20 protein-coding genes and 1 tRNA gene are annotated in these 18316 nt (G+C 67.5%); 11 read left to right on the top strand and 10 right to left on the bottom strand.

What is annotated here, in order from left to right; translation table 11 throughout:
- Positions 1-72 precede the first annotated feature (72 nt).
- Positions 73-471 carry a hypothetical protein gene (locus P0204_RS09665; protein ID WP_276178617.1) on the bottom strand — a complete coding sequence of 133 codons (399 nt, stop codon included), beginning with the start codon at positions 469-471 and terminating at the stop codon, positions 73-75.
- 132 nt (positions 472-603) lie between these two features.
- On the opposite strand from P0204_RS09665, the gene P0204_RS09660 reads away from it, so the two are divergent.
- On the top strand, positions 604-1779 hold the full coding sequence (locus P0204_RS09660; protein WP_276178615.1) for an aspartate kinase: 1176 nt from the start codon (positions 604-606) through the stop codon (positions 1777-1779).
- A gap of 17 nt (positions 1780-1796) precedes the next feature.
- On the opposite strand, the gene fer is transcribed toward P0204_RS09660, so the two are convergent.
- The 3 genes from fer to P0204_RS09645 are packed head-to-tail and all read right to left on the bottom strand — an operon-like array spanning position 1797 to position 3840.
- A complete protein-coding gene (gene fer / locus P0204_RS09655) occupies positions 1797-2441 on the bottom strand; it encodes a ferredoxin Fer (RefSeq protein ID WP_276178613.1) in 645 nt (214 codons plus the stop codon).
- A gap of 51 nt (positions 2442-2492) precedes the next feature.
- Entirely contained in the window at positions 2493-3179 is a 687-nt protein-coding gene (locus P0204_RS09650; RefSeq protein ID WP_276178611.1) for a metallophosphoesterase family protein, read from the bottom strand.
- Between the two features lie 52 nt (positions 3180-3231).
- Positions 3232-3840, bottom strand: coding sequence for an IMP cyclohydrolase (locus tag P0204_RS09645; protein ID WP_276178609.1), 609 nt, complete (start codon positions 3838-3840; stop codon positions 3232-3234).
- A 146-nt stretch (positions 3841-3986) separates the two neighbouring features.
- Here P0204_RS09645 and P0204_RS09640 point away from each other — a divergent pair.
- Positions 3987-4059 (top strand) — tRNA-Gln (locus P0204_RS09640).
- A gap of 47 nt (positions 4060-4106) precedes the next feature.
- On the opposite strand, the gene P0204_RS09635 is transcribed toward P0204_RS09640, so the two are convergent.
- Together P0204_RS09635 and P0204_RS09630 are read right to left on the bottom strand one after the other, a co-directional pair.
- Positions 4107-5027, bottom strand: a complete 921-nt coding sequence (locus tag P0204_RS09635; RefSeq protein ID WP_276178607.1) for a TIGR03571 family LLM class oxidoreductase — start codon at positions 5025-5027, stop codon at positions 4107-4109.
- Positions 5028-5077: 50 nt separating this feature from the next.
- Positions 5078-5734 carry a lactate utilization protein gene (locus tag P0204_RS09630; protein WP_276178605.1) on the bottom strand — a complete coding sequence of 219 codons (657 nt, stop codon included), beginning with the start codon at positions 5732-5734 and terminating at the stop codon, positions 5078-5080.
- A 133-nt stretch (positions 5735-5867) separates the two neighbouring features.
- Here P0204_RS09630 and P0204_RS09625 point away from each other — a divergent pair, with 133 nt between their 5' ends.
- From P0204_RS09625 to P0204_RS09610, 4 genes are all read left to right on the top strand, one after another.
- Positions 5868-6653 carry a GTP cyclohydrolase IIa gene (locus tag P0204_RS09625; protein WP_276178603.1) on the top strand — a complete coding sequence of 262 codons (786 nt, stop codon included), beginning with the start codon at positions 5868-5870 and terminating at the stop codon, positions 6651-6653.
- A gap of 52 nt (positions 6654-6705) precedes the next feature.
- On the top strand, positions 6706-7980 hold the full coding sequence (locus tag P0204_RS09620) for a response regulator (RefSeq protein ID WP_276178601.1): 1275 nt from the start codon (positions 6706-6708) through the stop codon (positions 7978-7980).
- Between the two features lie 41 nt (positions 7981-8021).
- Positions 8022-8261: a ferredoxin gene (locus tag P0204_RS09615; RefSeq protein ID WP_276178599.1), complete on the top strand. Its 240-nt coding sequence runs from the start codon at positions 8022-8024 to the stop codon at positions 8259-8261.
- A gap of 71 nt (positions 8262-8332) precedes the next feature.
- Entirely contained in the window at positions 8333-9805 is a 1473-nt protein-coding gene (locus P0204_RS09610) for an MATE family efflux transporter (protein WP_276178597.1), read from the top strand.
- Positions 9806-9807: 2 nt separating this feature from the next.
- Here the strand turns inward: P0204_RS09610 and P0204_RS09605 are convergent, their stop codons facing one another.
- On the bottom strand, positions 9808-11121 hold the full coding sequence (locus P0204_RS09605; RefSeq protein WP_276178594.1) for a hypothetical protein: 1314 nt from the start codon (positions 11119-11121) through the stop codon (positions 9808-9810).
- A gap of 63 nt (positions 11122-11184) precedes the next feature.
- A complete protein-coding gene (locus P0204_RS09600; RefSeq protein ID WP_276178592.1) occupies positions 11185-11571 on the bottom strand; it encodes a RidA family protein in 387 nt (128 codons plus the stop codon).
- Between the two features lie 71 nt (positions 11572-11642).
- Between P0204_RS09600 and P0204_RS21065 the strand changes: the two genes are divergently transcribed.
- Together P0204_RS21065 and P0204_RS09595 are read left to right on the top strand one after the other, a co-directional pair.
- Positions 11643-11738: a hypothetical protein gene (locus tag P0204_RS21065; RefSeq protein ID WP_419181153.1), complete on the top strand. Its 96-nt coding sequence runs from the start codon at positions 11643-11645 to the stop codon at positions 11736-11738.
- Positions 11739-12518 carry a DUF7089 family protein gene (locus P0204_RS09595; RefSeq protein WP_276178590.1) on the top strand — a complete coding sequence of 260 codons (780 nt, stop codon included), beginning with the start codon at positions 11739-11741 and terminating at the stop codon, positions 12516-12518.
- Between the two features lie 15 nt (positions 12519-12533).
- On the opposite strand, the gene P0204_RS09590 is transcribed toward P0204_RS09595, so the two are convergent.
- Together P0204_RS09590 and prs are read right to left on the bottom strand one after the other, a co-directional pair.
- The gene (locus P0204_RS09590) at positions 12534-13661 is read right to left on the bottom strand and encodes an ORC1-type DNA replication protein (protein ID WP_276178588.1); all 1128 of its coding nucleotides are present in this window, start codon (positions 13659-13661) and stop codon (positions 12534-12536) included.
- 87 nt (positions 13662-13748) lie between these two features.
- The gene (gene prs, locus P0204_RS09585; protein ID WP_276178586.1) at positions 13749-14603 is read right to left on the bottom strand and encodes a ribose-phosphate diphosphokinase; all 855 of its coding nucleotides are present in this window, start codon (positions 14601-14603) and stop codon (positions 13749-13751) included.
- A 307-nt stretch (positions 14604-14910) separates the two neighbouring features.
- Here prs and P0204_RS09580 point away from each other — a divergent pair, with 307 nt between their 5' ends.
- The 3 genes from P0204_RS09580 to P0204_RS09570 all read left to right on the top strand — a co-directional run bounded on the left by P0204_RS09580 (position 14911) and on the right by P0204_RS09570 (position 18184).
- On the top strand, positions 14911-15399 hold the full coding sequence (locus tag P0204_RS09580) for an Lrp/AsnC family transcriptional regulator (RefSeq protein WP_276178584.1): 489 nt from the start codon (positions 14911-14913) through the stop codon (positions 15397-15399).
- A gap of 94 nt (positions 15400-15493) precedes the next feature.
- Positions 15494-16000 (top strand): potassium transporter, encoded by a 507-nt coding sequence (locus P0204_RS09575; protein ID WP_276178582.1) that lies wholly within the window; start codon positions 15494-15496, stop codon positions 15998-16000.
- Between the two features lie 3 nt (positions 16001-16003).
- Positions 16004-18184, top strand: a complete 2181-nt coding sequence (locus P0204_RS09570) for a universal stress protein (RefSeq protein ID WP_276178580.1) — start codon at positions 16004-16006, stop codon at positions 18182-18184.
- Positions 18185-18316 lie beyond the last annotated feature (132 nt).

Below are 18316 nucleotides of genomic sequence, written 5' to 3'. Positions count from 1 at the left end.
AGGGAGTCCGTCGTGGTCGGCGGGCACCCCTTTTTATCGTGGCTGCTCGAAAACGCGAACCGCTCCCAGTCCCTACTGTTCCGCTCGGCCGGGTTCGAGCCGGTACCGTGTCGTGGGTTGGCCCTCGAACTGGGGGCCGGAACCGGTCTCGGCGAACCCGCTGGCCTCGACGGCCGTCTGTACCCCCGGCTCGTCGTCGGGGACGAGCAGTTCGACGGCCATGTGCTCGCGTTTGGCGAACTCGATCGGCTCGGCCAGCAGTCGCTCACAGACCGACTGCTCCCCCGCCAGTTGCGTGACGTGGACGGTTCCCCGTTCGGCGTCGTAACTGACGAACCCGACGATCTCCTCGTCGTCCTCGGCGACCCGGACCGTCCGATCGTGGACGAGGTTTCGCATCACGTCCGGCGGCCCCGTTGCGAGGTCGGCGAGCGCCTCGGCGTCGGCCTCGATGGCGTCACGTACCTCCATAGCCCTGTGTGTGTTCCCCACGTAGATAAACCGTGTGTCGGGCTCGCCCTGCCCACACAGATGAACACAGTTATCCCGGGTGACGGCTAAGCCGACGGCAATGATTCACGCACACGTAGCGCAGGTGGTCGTATGCGCGTAGTCGCCAAGTTCGGCGGGACGAGCCTCGGGAACGGGGACCGAATCAACCGTGCTGCGGATTCGATCGCTGCCGCGGTCCAGCAGGGCCACGAGGTCGCTGTGGTCGCGAGCGCGATGGGGAACACGACCGACGAACTGCTCGACGGGATCGAGTACGAGGCCGCCGACGAGGACCGCGCCGAGATCGTCTCGATGGGCGAGCGGACCTCCGTCCGGATGCTCAAGGGCGCACTCGCGGCCCGCGGGATCGAGTCGGTCTTCCTCGAACCGGGCAGCGAGGACTGGCCGATCATCACCGACGAGTACGGCGAGGTCGACGTCGAGGAGACCCGCAAGCGCGCCCACGCGCTGGCCGGCCAGCTCAAAGACGTCGTCCCCGTGATGACGGGCTTTCTCGCGGAGGACCACCACGGCAACGTGACGACGCTCGGACGCGGCGGCTCGGACACCTCGGCGGTGATGATGGGCAACTACATGGACGCCGACGAGGTCGTCATCGTCACCGACGTCGAGGGCGTCATGACCGGCGACCCCCGCGTCGTCGAGGGTGCCCGCAACGTCGGCGAGATCAGCGTCGACGAACTCCGCTCGCTGTCGTTCCGGGGTGCGGAGGTCGTCGCGCCGTCGGCGCTTTCCTACAAGGACGCCGCCCTGGGGGTCCGTGTCGTCCACTACCAGCACGGCGATCTGCTGACCGGTGGCACCTCCATCGAAGGGGAGTTCCAGAACCTCATCGACCTCCAAGAGAACCCCGTGGCCTGTGTCACCGTCGCCGGACGAGCCATCCGGAACAGCCCCGGTATCCTCGCCGAGCTTTCCGGTGCCATCGCCGAGGAGGACATCAACATCGAGGCCAACTCCTCTGGGATGGACTCGCTGACCTTCTACGTCGACGCCGACGACGCCGACGACGCCGAGGCGTTGCTCCACAGCAGGGTCGTCGACGACGAGACCCTCTCGTCGGTCACCGTCGAGGACGGCATCGCCGTCATCCGCGTCACCGGTGGCGATCCGAGCCAGTCCGATCTGGCTCGCCGCGTCGTCGACCCGGTTTCGGAGGCTCACATCCATCTCTACGACGTCATCACGTCGGCTACGTCGGTCTCGGTGTTCGTCCCCTGGGAGGACCGCGAACAGGCGCTCGAACTCATCCAAGAGGTCTTCTGATCGCCGGCCGTCGCCCGCTAATCGGTCGAGGCCTGTTCGAACCGGCTGGCCGGCAGGAGCAAGTCGCTGACCTCGGGCATGTGTTTGACGTTGTAGACGATCTTGACGTCGGTCGTCGGCGCGGTGAGACAGGAGAGTCGAATGCCCCGGTCGAGTAAGTCCGACGGCAGAATGTGGCTCTTCGGGGAGGGCATCTCCCCTTCGACGACCGCGACCGCACAGTTCGTACAGGCACCGCCACGACAGGCGAACGGCCAGGCGTAGCCACGCTCCTCGGCGGCCTCCAGCAGCGATCCGTTGCCGTCGGCGTCGAGTTCGAACTCCCCGTAGTCGGCCCGCGAGAGGGCCAGCCGATCGGCCTTCTCGAAGAGGTCCTCGTCGTCGATCGACCAGCCGTGGTCCTCGATCACTTCGTAGTTGAGGTACTCGACGGTCGGACCGGCTGGTTCGGGCGGCTCGGGCTCCGGCGTCGGGTCGGGTACGGGCTCGCCGGGTTCCCAGCCGTTCTGGATCCGCTCGTACGCCGTCTTGACCTCCTGAAACGCCTCGACAGACCCGCCCTGGTCGGGGTGGACTTCCTTGACGCGCCGGCGGTAGGCGTCGACGATCGCTCGCTCGTCGGCGTCCTCGTCGAGACCCAGGACGTCGTATGGGGACTCCACGCTCCCACTAGCGACGAGAGACATATATTCGCTCCCATCGCCGCAGGATTCTCACCGACCCTGGGTCAGGCGGAAGCCGATCTCGCGGGGGAGACCGGCGTCGGAGACGGCGTGGATGACGGCGTCGGTGTCGTACCCGACCCGGTGTTCGTCGACCGACAGCGTCTCCAGATCGAGGACGGCGTAGGCCGCCCGGTGGTCGCCGTCGCGTGGCTGGCCGACACTGCCGGGGTTCATCACCACGCCGTCCTCGTAGCGTTCGTGGTACTGCCGGTGGGTGTGTCCCATGACGAGGACGTCCTCCTCGCCCAGCAGGTCCGGGCCGAACTCGTCGGGATACGTGTAGTGGTCCGGATCGTCGGGGTGGCCATGAACCAGTTTCACCCGGTCGTCACAGACGTGTGTCTCGTCGGGCAGGGCCGAGAGCCAGTCGAGTTGGTCGTCGTCGAGCTGTTCGGTCGCGTGCTCGACGCCCGCTTTGGCCATCCCGTTGAACGCGAACGGTGTCGTCCCGGCGACCGCGCGGTCGTGGTTGCCCATCACTGTCGGTACTTCCTCGTCCGGATAGCCGTCGGCCTCGCCGACCCCACGCATCGCGTCGACACAGTCGGCGTGCCAGGGGTTGTACCCCACCACGTCGCCGGCACAGACGAGCATATCGACCGCTGGCATGTCGGCCAACACCGCCCGGAGCGCCACCCGATTCCCGTGGATATCAGAGAGAACGCCGAGTTTCATCGTGTGCGCATTGTCACCGGGGGGACTTGAGTCTCGCCACTGATTCGTCGACCTACTCGCCGTTGTAGACTGCCACGTCGAACTCGTCGGCTTCGCCCGCGACACCGGCCGCACAGACTGCGTGCTCGAACTCGTGGTCGTACACTTCTCGGGCCGCACTCTCGGCGTCGGTCGCCGCCAACTCGAACGGCGTCGGGCTGTCCTCCTCGTAGGTAGCGACCAGGGTCGGCTCGGTCACTTCCTCGACGAGCAGGGCGTCCCGGCGGACGGTCCCGATGACCGCGCCCGGTCCGTCGGCCGCCGTCGTCGGGTCCGCGGCGTCGACGCCGACGATACCCGCGATCCGGGGCGTGTCGTAGTCGTCTTTCTCGAAATCGAGCGCAAGCAGTGGCTCGGCCAGGGCGTCCCGGGCCGGATAACCCAGTTCGAGTTTCTCGGCGATGGGGTCGACGTGGGAGCCGTTGCCGACGACCGCGCCACGCTCGGTGACTCGCACCCCGTTGTAGGAGATGTAGGGGTTGTCCGTCTCCGGCGCGTCCGGGGTCGGCTCGACGGTGACGGTGCCGTCCCGCTCGACGGCCTGGCGGTTCGGGAACGACCGCGAGGAGACGCGGTAGGCGCCACACTCGGGACCGACGACGACGAAGCGTCCGACGTACATACGCGAGGGTGGCGCGGGACCGGGCAAATCGGTGTCGATGTCCGCCTGCCGACGGAGACGCCTGCCAGCGGCGTGCTGCCCTCTCACACAGCCGGCCGTATCGCGCAACGCTTACAAGGGACCACCCGGTACAGACGGATGCACGCAGTCCATTGGGGTAGTGGCCAATCCTGAAGCCTTCTGGGGGCTTCGACCCTGGTTCGAATCCAGGATGGACTACTTCTCCGACGAACGACTTCACGAGCCACGGCGTCGCGTCGACGCCGTCACACCCGTTCGATGACCTGTTCGGCGAACCGCGTCAGTTCCCGTTCGGGGTCGTCGCCGGGCGTCGAGACGAGCAGGTGGTCGACACCCAGCGCGTCGAGATCCCGGAGGTACTGAACGAACCACTCGCTGCCGGCACGATACCCCTGGTGGACCGGCGTCGGGTCGGCCGTCGGATCGTCGGCGAGTGCCACCTGCATCGCCATCGCGTAGGGTTTCTCGCCCGCCGCGTCGCGCCAGTCGGCCAGATACGACTCCAGGGTGTCCATCGGCAGGTGGTAGAACAGCCAGCCGTCGCCGTGCTCGCCGAGCCACTCGACGGACTGGCGGGCGTTGCCAGTCGGGAGCAGCGGGACCGTCTCCGCGGTGGGTTTCGGCACCACGTCGAGCTCCCCGTCGAGGTGGCCCCACGAGCCGGAGTGGTCCGGGTACTCCTCGCGCCAGCAGGCCCGCAGCGCGTCGACGGACTCCCGGAACAGTTCGCCCCGGTCGTCGTTGTCGACGCCGAAGGCGGGAAACTCCGGGTCACGGTCGCCGGTCGCGACGCCCATGACGAACCGGCCCTCCGAGAGCCGGTCCAGCGAGGCGGCCTGTTTGGCGACGTGAAGCGGATGCCGGAGCGGGAGCACGACGCTGGCCGTCCCGAGTGCGATGTCGGTGCTGTGGGCGGCAGCGTGGCTGAGCCAGGTCCACGGGTCGAACGTCTGGCCCGCGTCGCCAAAGCGGGGCCAGTACAGGGGAACGTCTCTGGCCCACAGGCCGGCGTAGCCCAGCGATTCGGCGTGTTCGATCAGTTCCGTCTCTCGCTCGACCGGGGGGCGTGACTCGGCGTCGCCGGTCAGGGGGAACCCCGTGCCCACGGTGAGTTCGTCCCCGCCGAACAGGCGACGGAAGCCCGCGTTCTCGTGCGAGTCGGTCACGAGTCCATTCGGGGGCTCAGCGGTTTGTGCGCTCCGGTCGGTGTCCGGTCTCAGTACCCCAGCGACTCGCGGACGAGTACGAGCGTCGTCCGGTCGTCCTCGGTCTCGTGGCGGTAGATCAGCTGTTTCGCGATGAGGCTGCCCTGACCGTAGGCCTCCTGTGCGCGGGCGTCTTCCAGAGGATAGGCGACCTCTTCGAGTCGGTCCAGCGCGGCGTCGAGGTCGTCGACGATCTTGTTGGTGCCGGCGACGAGCAGGAGCTTCTCGGCCGCGAACGGGTACGCGCCGATCCGACTGCCGGAGGCGTCGGCGGCGACGAGTTCGCCGGTGGCGGCGATGGCGTTGACGCTACCGACGAAGTAGTCGCTGGCCTGGGCTTCCCGGCGGGCGCGCAGGCGTTCGGCGTCGTCGTCGATGCCGTACACCTCGGCGTGGCGGTTCTCCCAGTCGTGGTCGCCCTCCATGAGGTGGTCCATGAACCCGATCTCCTCCAGCGTCGTCGAGTGGCCGTCCATCACCGACGCGCCGGTCGGAATCCGCGACTGGAGTTCGGCGAGTGCCGCGTCGCTGTCCTCGACGACGACCACGTCGAACCCGTGGTCTTCGAGGCTCTCGACTGCCTCGTCCAGTTCGTCGTCTGTGGGATGGTCGTCAAGCGATTCGTCGTAGGAGACCTGCTCGGCGTAGCCGTCTTTGTTCTGAGACACGTCACTAGGCTGGGACCTGACGGTGAAAAGCCCTCGCGGACACCGCTGTCACCCGGTTACAGCCGTGTTACCGGGAGATCTCCGAGACAATCCCCAACAGTCATGTCACTCTGGATCGAACCTCGATCCGATTGTGACAGCGGATTCTGCGGTCCAGTTCTCGCTGGTCCAACTCGACGACTACGGCCCGTGGACGGTGACGCCGGAACCCCGGCGCGAGACGTCGCTCCAGGCGCTGCAATCGCGCCTGTACGCCGACCTCGCGGACTTCGTGGGCGACCGTGACGGCTACGTCTTCCCCGGGCGGTTCGACAACATGGTCGCGGCGACCAACGGGATCGATCCGGTAGCCCACCGCCGGTTCCAGGAACGGGTCCGGAACCACTACCCGGTCACCGCCAGCATCGGCGTCGGGACCGGCGAGACGCCGGCCGCCGCGCTGGGCGCGGCGAGCGAACAGCTCCAGACGACCGGCAGCGCACAGGACGCCGACCGACGGGAGCGACTGGCCGCACCGCACGAGCGATCCCCCACGGGACCGCTCTCGGTGGCTCACTTCGACGTCGTCGACGCGACCGGTACCTACACCGACCGGGTCAACGCCGTCGATGCCGAACTGATCGTCAGGCGGGCGACGGCGACGCTCGCGGAGTACATGCGCCGAGACCACGACGCCGTGACGAGTTTCGTCGGCGGCGACAACGTCATCGCGATCTGCCCGGTCCTCTCCGATTCGGCCTACGACGAGGCCGTCGAACACGTCCGGGCGGCGACCGACGTCGACCTCCGGGTCGGGGTCGGGACGGCCCGCTCGCCCTTCGCCGCGGGACAGGCGGCCAAACACGCGCTGGAGACCGGCCGGGAGACGGGCGCGAGCGTCACGACACCCGACTCCGCGCCCGTCAACGCCGACGACTGAGTCCACCGGCGCCCCCAACGGATATATCGACTGGGGCCAAAGCGTCTGCTACATGGGAGGGGCCGGTAATCCCGATGGACCGACTCTGGGTGGCGACGACGTTCGTATACTGCTCGTCGACGACGAGATCGATCTCGCAGATGTCGTCTCGCTGCACCTCGAACAGCGCCGTGAGTCGTTTTCGGTAACGACTGCGATCGGTGGCAACGACGCGCTGTCGACGTTCGAGTCGACGGAGATCGACTGTGTCGTCAGCGACTACGAGATGCCGGGGATGGACGGACTCGCCCTCCTTCGGGAGCTCCACCAGCGCGACCAGTCGGTCCCGTTCATCCTCTATACCGGCCGCGGGAGCGAGGAGATCGCGAGCGAGGCGATCTCGGCCGGTGTCACCGACTACCTCCAGAAGCGCGCGACCAGCGACCAGTACGCCGTCCTCGCCAACCGCATCGAGAACGCCGTGGCACGACACCGCTCCGAACGGGCCCGCCAGGAGACGGAACTGCGCTACCAGAACCTCGTCGAGGCGTCGCCACACGCGATCTTCGTCCACCGCGGACCGAACATCCTCTATGCGAACGACTCGGTCGTCGATCTGCTTGATATCGACGACCGCACCGAGATCTACGGTACCGACCCGCTCTCGTACGTCCACCCCGACGACCGCGATCGGATCGACCGTCGGATGCGGAAGGCCTTCGACGAGCGCGAGACGGCCGACTGGGCCGGCTGGCGACTGCGCCGTGACGACGGCGAGATCCGCCACGTCGAGAGCCGTGGCGCTCCGGTCTCCTACGACGGCCAGCCGGCAGTCCAGGTCGTGCTCCGGGACGTGACCGACCAGCGCCGACGGGAACAGCGCCTCGAAGCGCTCAACGACGCGACACGGGAGCTACTGACGGCGGAGACGCCGGAGGCGGTCGCACAGGTCGCGGTCGAGGTCGTCGAATCGGTGTTCGACGAGCCCTTCGTCGCGATCTGGTCCTACCGGCCCGAGACCGACCAACTGACGACGCTGGCGGTCACTGAGGCCGCTACCGAGCGTGCAGCGGCCGAGAGGAACGAGCCCCGTCCTGTCGACACGGTGGGCGGCGATCTGGAGATGGACGTGTTCGCGGCCGGCGAACCCCGCGTGATCGAGGGCTACGCCGACCACGACGACGCGATGACGGAGGCGTTCGAGACGGTGTTCATGCTCCCGCTCGACGAGCACGGGCTGCTCAGCGTCGCCTCTGTCGAACCGCGCACGTTCTCGGCCGCCGAGCGGGACCTGTTGGGTATCCTGGCCCGGTCGGTCGTCGCGGCGTTCGACAGACTGGCGGCGTAGCCGAGGGGAACGCCTTTGCCCGTCAACGGCCAACGCCTGGTATGCGCATCGAGTACGACCGGGACACCTGTATCGGGATGTTCCAGTGTGTCGCCGAGTGGGACGCCTTCGAACGTGACGAGGACGCGGGGAAGGCGGTACTGGCCGACAGCGAGGAGCGCTCCGACGATATCTTCGTCCGCGAGGTCCCCGACGACGCCGAACTAGACGCGAAGTTCGCCGCGCGTGCCTGCCCGGTCGACGCCATCGAGGTATACGACGACGGCGAGCAGATCGTCTGAGCGTGAGCGCTCCCCTGAGACGGTCCGCCGGAGCGAAACCGACAGGGCTGTCCCGTCCGCAGAGCCGGTAGATGGTCCGTGACATCCTCCGTCGGTTCGTCCGGGCGGTTCCGGCTCTCCTCGCCCGCACGGGTCTCGTCGACCGGGAGAAGGCTACCGAGGCGACCGATCTGGCCGCGCCGGTGATGGTCACCGGTGGGTTACGCATCCTCCTTCGCCTGGCGGACTTCCTGATGGTCGGGATCGCACTGGGCGATGCGGCCATCGCGGGGTTGGAGTTGGGATTTCAGTACTACTTCGTCGGTTTCGGCCTCTCGCTCGCGGTCTCCTCGGGGACGATCAGCGTCGTCTCGCGGCTCCAGGGTGGGGACCAGCCCGGACGCGCGAACCTGGCGGTCAAACAGTCGCTGTGGTTGGCCCTGGGAATTTCGGCACCGTTGACCGTCGTCTCCTGGCTCTACCCCGAGTTCCTCGTCGGCGTCCTGATCGACGACGCCGAGACGGTCCGGTACGGCGCGACGTATCTCTCGATCGTGATGCTGTCGATGGCCCCCCGCTTCTGGAGTATGGTCGCCGCCCGCGCGCTGGCCGGCAGTGCCGACACGAAGACGCCGATGTACGTCCGGCTGTTGACGCTGCCGACCAACGTCGTCCTCAACGCCGTCCTCATCTTCGGATTGGGACCGTTCCCGCGGCTCGACATCGCCGGTGCCGCCTGGGGGACCGCCGTCGCGAACACGCTCGCGGCGACGATCTTCATGGGGCTGCTCGTCTCGGGCCGGTACGCCGTCCGGTTGCCGCTTCGTGGCCCGCAGTTCGACGTCGGCCTGCTCGCCGAGATCGTCCGCGTCGCGCTGCCGCTTTCGGGCATGCGCCTGCTCCAGACGTTCGCGCGGTTCCCCTTCCTGTTCGTGTTGGGCGTGCTCTCGACGACGCTCGGGCTGCCGGTGGTCGCGGCCTACGCGATCGGCCGGCGGGTGATGTTGCTGGCGCTGATGCCCGCCTGGGGGTACGCGACGGCCGCCTCGACGCTGGTCGGCCAACAGCTGGGTGCGGGTGACGAGGCCGCCGCGACCGCCTACGGCTGGCAGACGTTGCGGGTCGCCCTGGCGATCCAACTGGCCGTCGGCGCGGTTCTCGTCGTCTTCGCTCGCCCCGTCGTCGGGCTGTTCGGGACCGCCCATCCGGAACTGGCCGCGCAGTTCGTCCGGGTGTTCGGGCTCGGCGTCGCGGGCTTCTCGGTCTCGCGGACGATGCGAGGGAGCCTGCGGGGGGCGGGCGACACCCGCTGGCCGTTGTACGGGACGATCCTCGGCTCCTTCGGCTTCCGGATTCCCGTCGCCGTCCTGGCGCTGCCGACGACCTACGCGCTGACGGTCCCGCTGGTCGGGTTCTCCGTCTCCCCCGGCCTGGGACTGGGGCTGCCGGCGATCTTCGTCGCGCTCGTCGGGGACTTCTACCTGAAGGCGGCGGTCAACACCGGCCGCTTCTGGACCGGGAAGTGGCGCGACGTGGCCCGGAAGGCGCGCGTCGCAGGGGACTGACACTACCCCGACTGCTCGGCACTCCCACGTAGTTGTACATACGTTCGGAAACCGACTGCGGCAAGTGGCAGCGTACACAGCGTGGCCCAGAGGACGCCGAACACGACGAACGCCAGGAAGAACGTCGGCGGGCGCGAACTCGGTGGGACCAGGACACTGCCGGTAACTCCTGCAGTGACCAGCATCCCGGCGAACGGGGCAGCGAGCCCGCAATCTGTCGCCGACGCCCGGGCGACGGCGAGCCCGTAGGCGGGACCGAGCGCGACGGGAAGCGTCGTCGCGACCGTAGCCCAGTGAGCCCCGGCCCCGCTCGACAGACCGGTAGCCGCCGCGAGCAAGGCTGTAGCGACACCGAGCGCGACGGCTCGGGTCCGGGAACGGAACGCGGACGGTCGGACCGCGGCCACCGACCCGACGATAGCGAAGACCACCGCGAAGCTCAGGTACCACTGTGGGCCGGGCGATAGGAGGCTACTGACCGTCCCGAGCCACCCGAGGAGCCCGACACCGAGTGCAAGCCGGTCCGGGGAACGGGTGGCTGTGCCGAGGGTCCGCGTGAGCATCGTGACGACGACCAACAGCAGCGCGTAGCCGACCAGGCCGGGGAGAACGTACCCCGTCACGTTGTCAACCCAGATTGGTCCCGTCGCGAGCGCCACTGCCGCACTGACTCGCCACTGTGCTGGCTCGTCGCCGAACACGACGTAGAAGTCTTCGGAGAACCAGCCCGGATGGGCGGCATCACCTTCGAGTGTGAGTGCCCGACCGGTTTCGAGGCCGATCCCGGTGTTCGACGGTGCATCGGGGTCGTTCACCGCTGTCGTCCCTGCCGGGCCGACCACCCGAATGGTGTCCGCGGTCATTCGCCATCCGCCCCGGTGGGCGGTCTGGAAGTAGTCGACGACGAGCAGACCGGCCCGGCGCTGGGCACCGTCGGCGTCACGAAGCCGGAGGATGACCGTCCGGTTATCGACGCGAACGTCCCTTACGGTGACGGTGCCGTCGCCACTGTGCGGGACGCCCCAGCCGTCGGTTACCGTCGCCTGAGCCGTCGCGGCCAGTTCTCTCGCTGTGGGCTGGGACCCGTTCGCGGCGAGCGTATTCGTCACCGTCCACGTTGCTGACTCGTTCTCGTGGACCCGGATCGTCGCTTCGCTCCGGGTCACGTTTACGTCCAGCCCCCGGTCCTCGGCGACGCGTTCAAACACCATCCCACAGGAGCCACAGGCGGTCTCCGGTTGCGGACTCGCGGCTCCGACCGCTGTCAAGGCCAGCACCGCGACGACGAGGAGAGCGACAGGGCGAGCAGTCGACACGGCGAACGCCACGCTGTCTCCCGACAAATGTCTTCTGGATGACTTGTCCGCCGTCCCCGGATCCTACCCGACGACGGCCTCGACCTCGACTTCGACGACCGCGTCCTCGGCCGCAAGTTCCGACACCTCGACCATCGTCGCCGCCGGTCGCACGTCCGCGAACACCTCGCCGTGAGCCCGTCCGACGGCGTCCATCTCCTCGATGTCCGTGACGTACATACGCGTCCGGACGACGTCGTCGACGCTCGTCCCCACCTCGTCTAGCGCGTTGGCGACGATATCGAGCGCGTGGCGGGTCTGTTCGTAGGGGTCGCCCGGTGCGACCACCGCCCCCTCGTCGTCGGTGGCGATGGTCCCGGCCACGCGGACGGTGTCGCCGGCACGGATCGCTCGCGGGTAGCCCACTGTCGATTCCCAGTCGGTCCCGGTCGAGACGCGTCGTCGCTCCATACCGGGATCGGTGCCGGCGAACGGATAGTCGTTTCTCAAGATTTAATGCCGGGCCTGCGATACGGTGACGTATGAGCACGGAAACGAAGGTCGTCCTGGGAACCATCGGTGCATCGACGCTACTGTCGCTGCTCATCATCGCGAACCTAATCCTGTTCTCGGCGTAGATGTTCTCCGAGCGCGAGCTATCCGGGGAGTTGTCGGCGCTCCGGGACCAGCGGGGACCGGACACGCTCGTCCTGGACTGTGCGGAGGACTTCGAGTCGCTCGACCCGGCGGTCGCCGAGCAACTTCTGCTCGTGACCGACGGGGTCGACCCGCTGTCGTTCCCGAGCGAGTGGCTTCCGCCTGACGCTCCGGAACTGCTCGCACGCTACGCCGGCGCGGAACTCACCGTCGGGATGCCCGGCGACGGCGGTGTCGCCTGGACCCGCCAGACCGACCCGCCCTGCGTGTTCGTCAAGCCGCGCCTGGCGGGGTCGCCCGACGACTTCGTCGACTTCCTGATCGCCGAGGCCCTCGTGGAGGCGAGTTTGGAGGAACCCGAGCAGTTCCTCGGGTTCTTCGGCGAGCGGTACCCCGAGTTCGCCGACGCCACCGGCGGGATGGGGCCGGCCGACACCTACCAACTGGCGGCCGCGCTGTACGACGCCTACCTCGGCTTGCGGACTCGCGAGCGCTTCGCCGGCTGGGCCGAGGAGTACCCGGCGCTTCACGCCGCCTGGGTCGACGCGGGCGAGCGGCTCGAACCCCGGCTGGCCGACCTCCCGACGGAGGTCGCCCGCGGGCAGACGGCCTTCCCTGCCGCGGCGGAACTGGCCTGTAACGCCGTCAAACACGGACTGGACCTGCCGGCACCGTTCGACGCGCTGGCGACGGAGGCGTACCGCGACCACGGTGCCGACTACGCCGTCCAGTGGGCGCAGAAGGTGCTCGGCTCGGCGTGACGCCGGACCGGCGGTTCAGAGCCGTTCGAGGACGGCGTCGGCCTCGTAGTTCAGCGTCAGGTCACGCGAGCGCCCGCGGCCGTCGACGTTCGTGTACTCGGCGTCGATCAGCCCGAGCTGGTCGAGCTTGTTGATGATCTCCGAGTAGCGGGTGTAGCCCAGGCCGGTCTCTTCGTGGAACGTCTCGTAGACATCGCCGGCGGTGCCGCTCGCGCCTCCGGCGATGACTTCGACGAGCGCCGCCTCAGAATCCGAGAGCCCCTGGAGTCGCCGCGAGAGGTGGACGTACTTCGACTTGTCGTAGGCGTCCTCGACGTCCTGGCGCTCGACGACCCGCGAGGCGCGCATCTCGGCGTTGAGGCCGGCCCGGCGCAACAGGTCGATGCCGACCCGGAGATCCCCGCCCTGTTCCTCGGTGAGTGCCGCGACCCGGTCTAGCACACCGGGGCCGACGGCGTCCTCGTGGAAGCCGCGGTCGACCCGCTCGTCGAGGATGTCGACGATCTCGCTCTGTCCGTACTTGTTGAAATACACTTCCTCGGGGCGAAACACCGACTGGACGCGGGTGTCCAGAGCGTCGATGACGTCTAAGTCCAGGTCCGAGGAGATGCAGGTGACGCCGATCCTGGCCCCGGAGTGGGCCTCGTGGGCGCGCAACAGCGAGTACAGCGTGTCGCTGGCCTCGCTCTCGTAGAAGAGGTAGTTCACGTCGTCCAGCGCGACGACGAGCACCTGGTCCCGTTCGACGAGCCGGTCGGTGATCTGTGAGAACAGTTTCTTGAAGGAGATCCCCGACGAGGGGGGTTCGTACTCGAAGATCTCGGCGAACAGCCGGGAGAAGACGGCGTAGCGGGTCGAGTCGACCTGGCAGTTGACCCGGACCGCCTGGACGTCGGTCTGGGCGGTGAGTTCGTCGAAGAGGATCTGGACCGCCGTGGTCTTCCCGGTGCCGGGCGGGCCGCGTGCGATGACGTTCAGCGGTCGGGAGCCACGCACCGCCGGGCGCAGCGCGTATTTCAGCGTCTCCATCTGGCTCTCGCGGTGTTTGAACGTCTCGGGGAGCCAGTCGATCTCGAAGACGTGCTCGTCGCGGAACACGGATTCGTCCCAGCCGAGCATCCCCTCGTCGGGGTCGTCGTCCATCACTTTCACCGAGCTTCCCGGACCACTTAACCATTTGCCACGCCGGGCTCGATCCCTCCGGAGAACGTCCCTCCGTGCCGAACGCGACTACAGCTCCCGGGCGACCGCCGGGGCCGCGCTGACCTCGCTGACGGCCCGTTCGAGCGTGTCGGTGCCGTAGACGGCTTCGACGCCGGCCGCCGAGAGCGTCGTCAGGGCGTTGCCCGCGAGCATCGGATGGACACAGGTGACGAAGATCCGGCTGGCCGCCCGCTCGTCGAGGACGGCGACGGACTCGCTCATCGTCGACCCGGTGGCGATGATGTCGTCGACCAGGACCACGTCCCGCCCCTCGACGGCGGCGTCGCTGGGCGTGATCGTCACGTCGCCGCTGTCGTAGTCCCGGTCCTTCTCGAAGTAGTCGGTCTCGCCGGTCCCGTAGGCGTCCCGGGCGGTCGCCGCCAACTCGATGGCACCCTCGTCGGGTGAGAGAAAGAGCGGGTCCGTGAGGGCTCCGGGAAGGGGGTCGGCCAGCACACCGGCCGCGTCGACGGCGCTCGCCGGCACGTCGAAGAACTCACAGACGCTGGGTTCGTGGGGGTTGACCGTCAGGACGCGGTCGGTCCCCGAGGAGACGGCTCGCGCCATCGCCCGCGAGGAGACCGGCTCGCCGGGCTTGAACGCCTCGTCCTGGCGGGCATACCCCATGTAGGGGAGGACCGTCACGACCTCGCTGGCGCCGGCTTCGCGGGCGGCGTCCTGCAACTGGAGCACCTGGACGTGGGCGTCGCTGTCGACGGTCGAGGCGACGACGACGGCCCGCTCGCCGGCGACGGTCTCGGGGACGCGGACGACGTGCTCCCCGTCGGCGAACTGTTCGTACTCGACACGCCCCAGTCGGTCGCCGGTGGCGTCGGCGAGTGCCGCCGCGAACGACTGTGTGGCTTCCCCGGGGATAATCATGTGCGAGGGGTGGCCGGCCGGGCTAAACCCTGTTTCGGTTCTCAGCAACTGCCTGCCCGTTCACGCGGGACGTGTGTCACCGAGATACTGCTGGACTCCTCGGCCAGTCGGTGTGTGGTGGGTGGGGACGGCGGGTGGCCGCCGGTTCCTGAGCGCGGGGCGTGACCGAGCGCTCGGTCTTCTCCACCCACGATTCTGCCGGACAGGCCCTCACGGTGAAGAACCCCGACCGGAAAACGGTGGTCGGACGACCCACAGTACCCGACTCCCTCGAATTTATGTACTGACACCTCGCTAGTTGGATGGCATGGCTGATTCGGAGTCTCCGATAGACGACTTAGACCGACAGATCATTCACGCCCTGCAAGGCGACGCGCGCCACACGTCCGCCAGCGAAATCGCCGAGTCGCTCGACGTTTCGGCCCGTACCGTTCGGAACCGTATCAACAATCTGGAGGAGGCTGGCATCATCCGCGGCTACAACGTGGACGTTGACTACGAGGCCGCGGGCTACCAGCTTCACACGCTCATCGTCTGTACGGCCCCGATACACGAGCGCGAGGAGATCGCCCAGCACGCGCTGGAGGTCGACGGCGTCGTGGCTATCCGGGAAGTGATGACTGGCGCTGAGAACGTCCATATCGAGGTCGTCGGCGTCGATAGCAACGATCTCAGCCGGATCGGGCGTGATCTCAACGACGTCGGTCTCACGGTCGTCGACGAGGACCTCATCCGCAACGAATACACACGACCGTTCCACCAGTTTAGCGCCAGAGCGGCGACTGACGACAATTGATACTATAATTCCGACAATACACTATATACGAAATTATATTTCTGAATCGGAACTCTATACTAGGTACTTATCCGGTCTCGGAACATAGCTGTGGGTGACAACCGAGCGATCCGGGCGGAACCTCGCCGGCCCGGCAGCGCTCTCACCCACAATGACAATTCGAACCCGCCTGGAAGACCGGATCGTCCACTCGTCCGCAGAGACGTCGTTGCTCGTCGTCAGCGATAGTCACATCGGATCGATGCTCGCTACCGAGATCGACACCGTTCGGACCCATCTCGTCACCGACAGTTCCGCAGTCGCCGCACAGACGCCCGACAGCGTTCGAACGACAGTCGGTGACGTGACTGTGGCCGAGACGCTCGCTTCCGGTGCTGACGCCACCGCCGCCGTGGTTGCGCTCCAGCGCGACCGGCAGGCGCTACTGGTGGCCCAACTGCTTCGCACAAAGGTCGACACCGACACACTCGTGGTCCTGCTCAACGACCCCTCTCGGCGCGATCTCTTCGACGACATCGCAACCTTCGTCGTCTGCGTGTCCACCTGTCTCTCGGCGGAACTGCGTACCACTCTCGAACAGACGCTATCGGAACCTCTCTAACTAATGACCAAAGACCTCGAACGGGATCTTGGACTCCCGTCTGTACTCGCCATCAGTATCGGCGCGATGATCGGCAGCGGCATCTTCATCCTCCCGGCGCTGGCGCTGGGTATCGCCGGCCCAGCCGTCATCGTCGCGTACGCGCTGGCCGGCGTACTCGTCGTTCCCGCCGCCCTCTCGAAGTCGGAGATGGCGACCGCGATGCCCGAAGCGGGCGGGACCTACATCTACATCGAGCGCGGGATGGGGCCGCTGCTTGGCACCGTCGCCGGCGTCGGGACGTGGTTCTCGCTGTCGTTCAAAGGCGCGCTCGCCCTGGTCGGTGGCGTCCCCTACCTCGTCTTGCTCTTCGATCTCCCCCTGAAACCGGTCGCCTTGGTGCTGGCTGCCGTGCTCATCCTCATCAACGTCGTCGGCGCCAAACAGACGGGCCGGCTCCAGGTCGGGATCGTCGTCGTGATGCTCGCGGCGCTTGGCTGGTTCGCCGCCGGCAGCGCTCCCAGCGTCCAGTCGGCTAACTACGCGAACTTCTTCGCCGACGGTATCGGTGGGCTGCTTGCGGCGACTGGCCTCGTGTTCGTCTCGTATGCCGGCGTCACCAAGGTCGCCAGCGTCGCCGAAGAGGTCGAGGACCCGGGCAAGAACATCCCGCTCGGTATCCTGGGCTCACTCGCCTTTACCACGGTACTGTACGTCGCTATCGTCGCGGTGCTGGTCGGTGTGACCGACCCCGGAAGTGTCGCCGGCTCGCTGACCCCGGTCGCCGTCGCCGCCGAGGTCACCATGGGACGGGCCGGTGTCGTGGCAGTTATCATCGCGGCGATCCTCGCGCTGATCTCGACGGCCAACGCGGGCATCCTCTCCTCGTCGCGGTACCCCTTCGCGATGAGCCGGGACAAGCTCGCCCCGCCGTCGCTCTCGGAAGTCAGCGAACGGTTCGGGACGCCGCTGAACTCCATCACGCTCACCGGTGGGGTGTTACTGGTGCTTATCGCGTTTGTCCCCATCCTCGACATCGCGAAGCTCGCGAGCGCGTTCCAGATCATGGTGTTTGCCCTCATCAACGTCGCCGTTGTCGCCTTCCGCGAGGGGAGCGTCGAGTACGAGCCGGAGTTTACCTCGCCGCTGTATCCGTGGATACAGGTGTTCGGTGCGGTGACCGGTGCCCTCCTGTTGACCCAGATGGGGCTGGTCGCCCTCGTCGGTGCCCTCGTCATCACCGTCGGCAGTATCGCGTGGTACTTCCTCTACGTCCGCTCGCGGGTCGACCGGGAGGGCGCGGCGACCGACGCCATCCGCCGACAGGTCGGTCGGGAGTCGCTCACCGAGGTCGAATCCGCTATCGACGAGAACCACAACGAGGTGCTCGTCGCCCTGACGAAAAACGACGGCAGCGCGCGCGAACGGGCGCTCATCGAGCTGGCAGCCGATCTCGTCAGGGCCGACGACGGCCGTGTCGTCGCCGTCCGGTTTCAGGAGGTACCCGACCAAGCCCCACTCACCGACGAAATGACGGCCCAGTCCTCGGCGGATATCTCCTTCGAGACCCGGACCGAGGCGCTGGCGGACGACCTCGGCGTCGCCATCGAGGCCGACGAGATCGTCAGTCACGACACGAAACACGCGATCGTCAACTTCGCCGAGGATCGCGGTGTCGACACGATCGTCACCGAACACGAGCCGCTCCGGCTTCGGTCCCGGCTCGTCGGGGACCCAATCGACTGGGTCGTCAGACACGCGCCCTGTGACGTGCTCCTCGTCGACAACCTCGGCTACGAGAAACCAACACACGTCGTCCTCTCGGGCGAACGCGGGCCGTACCCCCCACTCGCCGTGAACGTCGCCGGGAGCATCGCGACGGCCAACGACGGGACGGTCTCGCTGTGGCACCCAGTCAACGAGGAGACGGCCGAGACACAGCGTGAGACCGTAGCCGAGTACCAGGCTGAGCTGTCGGAGATGCTCTCGATCCCGGTCCACTCAGAAACGCTCAGAACCGACGGTGGGCAACCCTCCCAGCCCGATCTGCTAGTGCGACGCGGGGTCGACGACAGTCTCCGGGGAGCGCTGTTCGACGCACGGCCGACGTTCCCGAACCCCGGCTGCACGACCGTCACGATTTACCCGCACGGCTCGCGTCAGCCGGGGTTCGTCCGGCGGTTGCTCGAACGGGTCACCTTCTGATCGGGGCCTTTCCGACGCTCGGCGTCGCATCGGTCTGAACGGCAGCGCGTGTGTGGCTACGGGGCCGAAACCCGATCGTCACGGACACCTGCGCTCGGGTGGCTTCGGCCGTTCGACGGGTCGCTCCCACAG

Source organism: Haloarcula halophila, from assembly GCF_029278565.1.
In the GTDB taxonomy this organism is placed as follows: domain Archaea; phylum Halobacteriota; class Halobacteria; order Halobacteriales; family Haloarculaceae; genus Haloarcula; species Haloarcula halophila.
Note: the sequence above shows the minus strand (reverse complement) of the source record. Positions and strands in the feature narration are given on the sequence as shown.

What these genes read in the sequence shown, in the direction of transcription:
- P0204_RS09665 (WP_276178617.1), bottom strand. Translation starts at nt 471, where the DNA reads ATGGAGGTACGTGACGCCATCGAGGCCGACGCCGAGGCGCTCGCCGAC.
- P0204_RS09660 (WP_276178615.1), top strand. Translation starts at nt 604, where the DNA reads ATGCGCGTAGTCGCCAAGTTCGGCGGGACGAGCCTCGGGAACGGGGAC.
- P0204_RS09650 (WP_276178611.1), bottom strand. Translation starts at nt 3,179, where the DNA reads ATGAAACTCGGCGTTCTCTCTGATATCCACGGGAATCGGGTGGCGCTC.
- P0204_RS09645 (WP_276178609.1), bottom strand. Translation starts at nt 3,840, where the DNA reads ATGTACGTCGGACGCTTCGTCGTCGTCGGTCCCGAGTGTGGCGCCTAC.
- P0204_RS09620 (WP_276178601.1), top strand. Translation starts at nt 6,706, where the DNA reads ATGGGAGGGGCCGGTAATCCCGATGGACCGACTCTGGGTGGCGACGAC.
- P0204_RS09615 (WP_276178599.1), top strand. Translation starts at nt 8,022, where the DNA reads ATGCGCATCGAGTACGACCGGGACACCTGTATCGGGATGTTCCAGTGT.
- P0204_RS09610 (WP_276178597.1), top strand. Translation starts at nt 8,333, where the DNA reads ATGGTCCGTGACATCCTCCGTCGGTTCGTCCGGGCGGTTCCGGCTCTC.
- P0204_RS09600 (WP_276178592.1), bottom strand. Translation starts at nt 11,571, where the DNA reads ATGGAGCGACGACGCGTCTCGACCGGGACCGACTGGGAATCGACAGTG.
- P0204_RS21065 (WP_419181153.1), top strand. Translation starts at nt 11,643, where the DNA reads ATGAGCACGGAAACGAAGGTCGTCCTGGGAACCATCGGTGCATCGACG.
- P0204_RS09595 (WP_276178590.1), top strand. Translation starts at nt 11,739, where the DNA reads ATGTTCTCCGAGCGCGAGCTATCCGGGGAGTTGTCGGCGCTCCGGGAC.
- P0204_RS09590 (WP_276178588.1), bottom strand. Translation starts at nt 13,661, where the DNA reads ATGGACGACGACCCCGACGAGGGGATGCTCGGCTGGGACGAATCCGTG.
- prs (WP_276178586.1), bottom strand. Translation starts at nt 14,603, where the DNA reads ATGATTATCCCCGGGGAAGCCACACAGTCGTTCGCGGCGGCACTCGCC.
- P0204_RS09580 (WP_276178584.1), top strand. Translation starts at nt 14,911, where the DNA reads ATGGCTGATTCGGAGTCTCCGATAGACGACTTAGACCGACAGATCATT.
- P0204_RS09570 (WP_276178580.1), top strand. Translation starts at nt 16,004, where the DNA reads ATGACCAAAGACCTCGAACGGGATCTTGGACTCCCGTCTGTACTCGCC.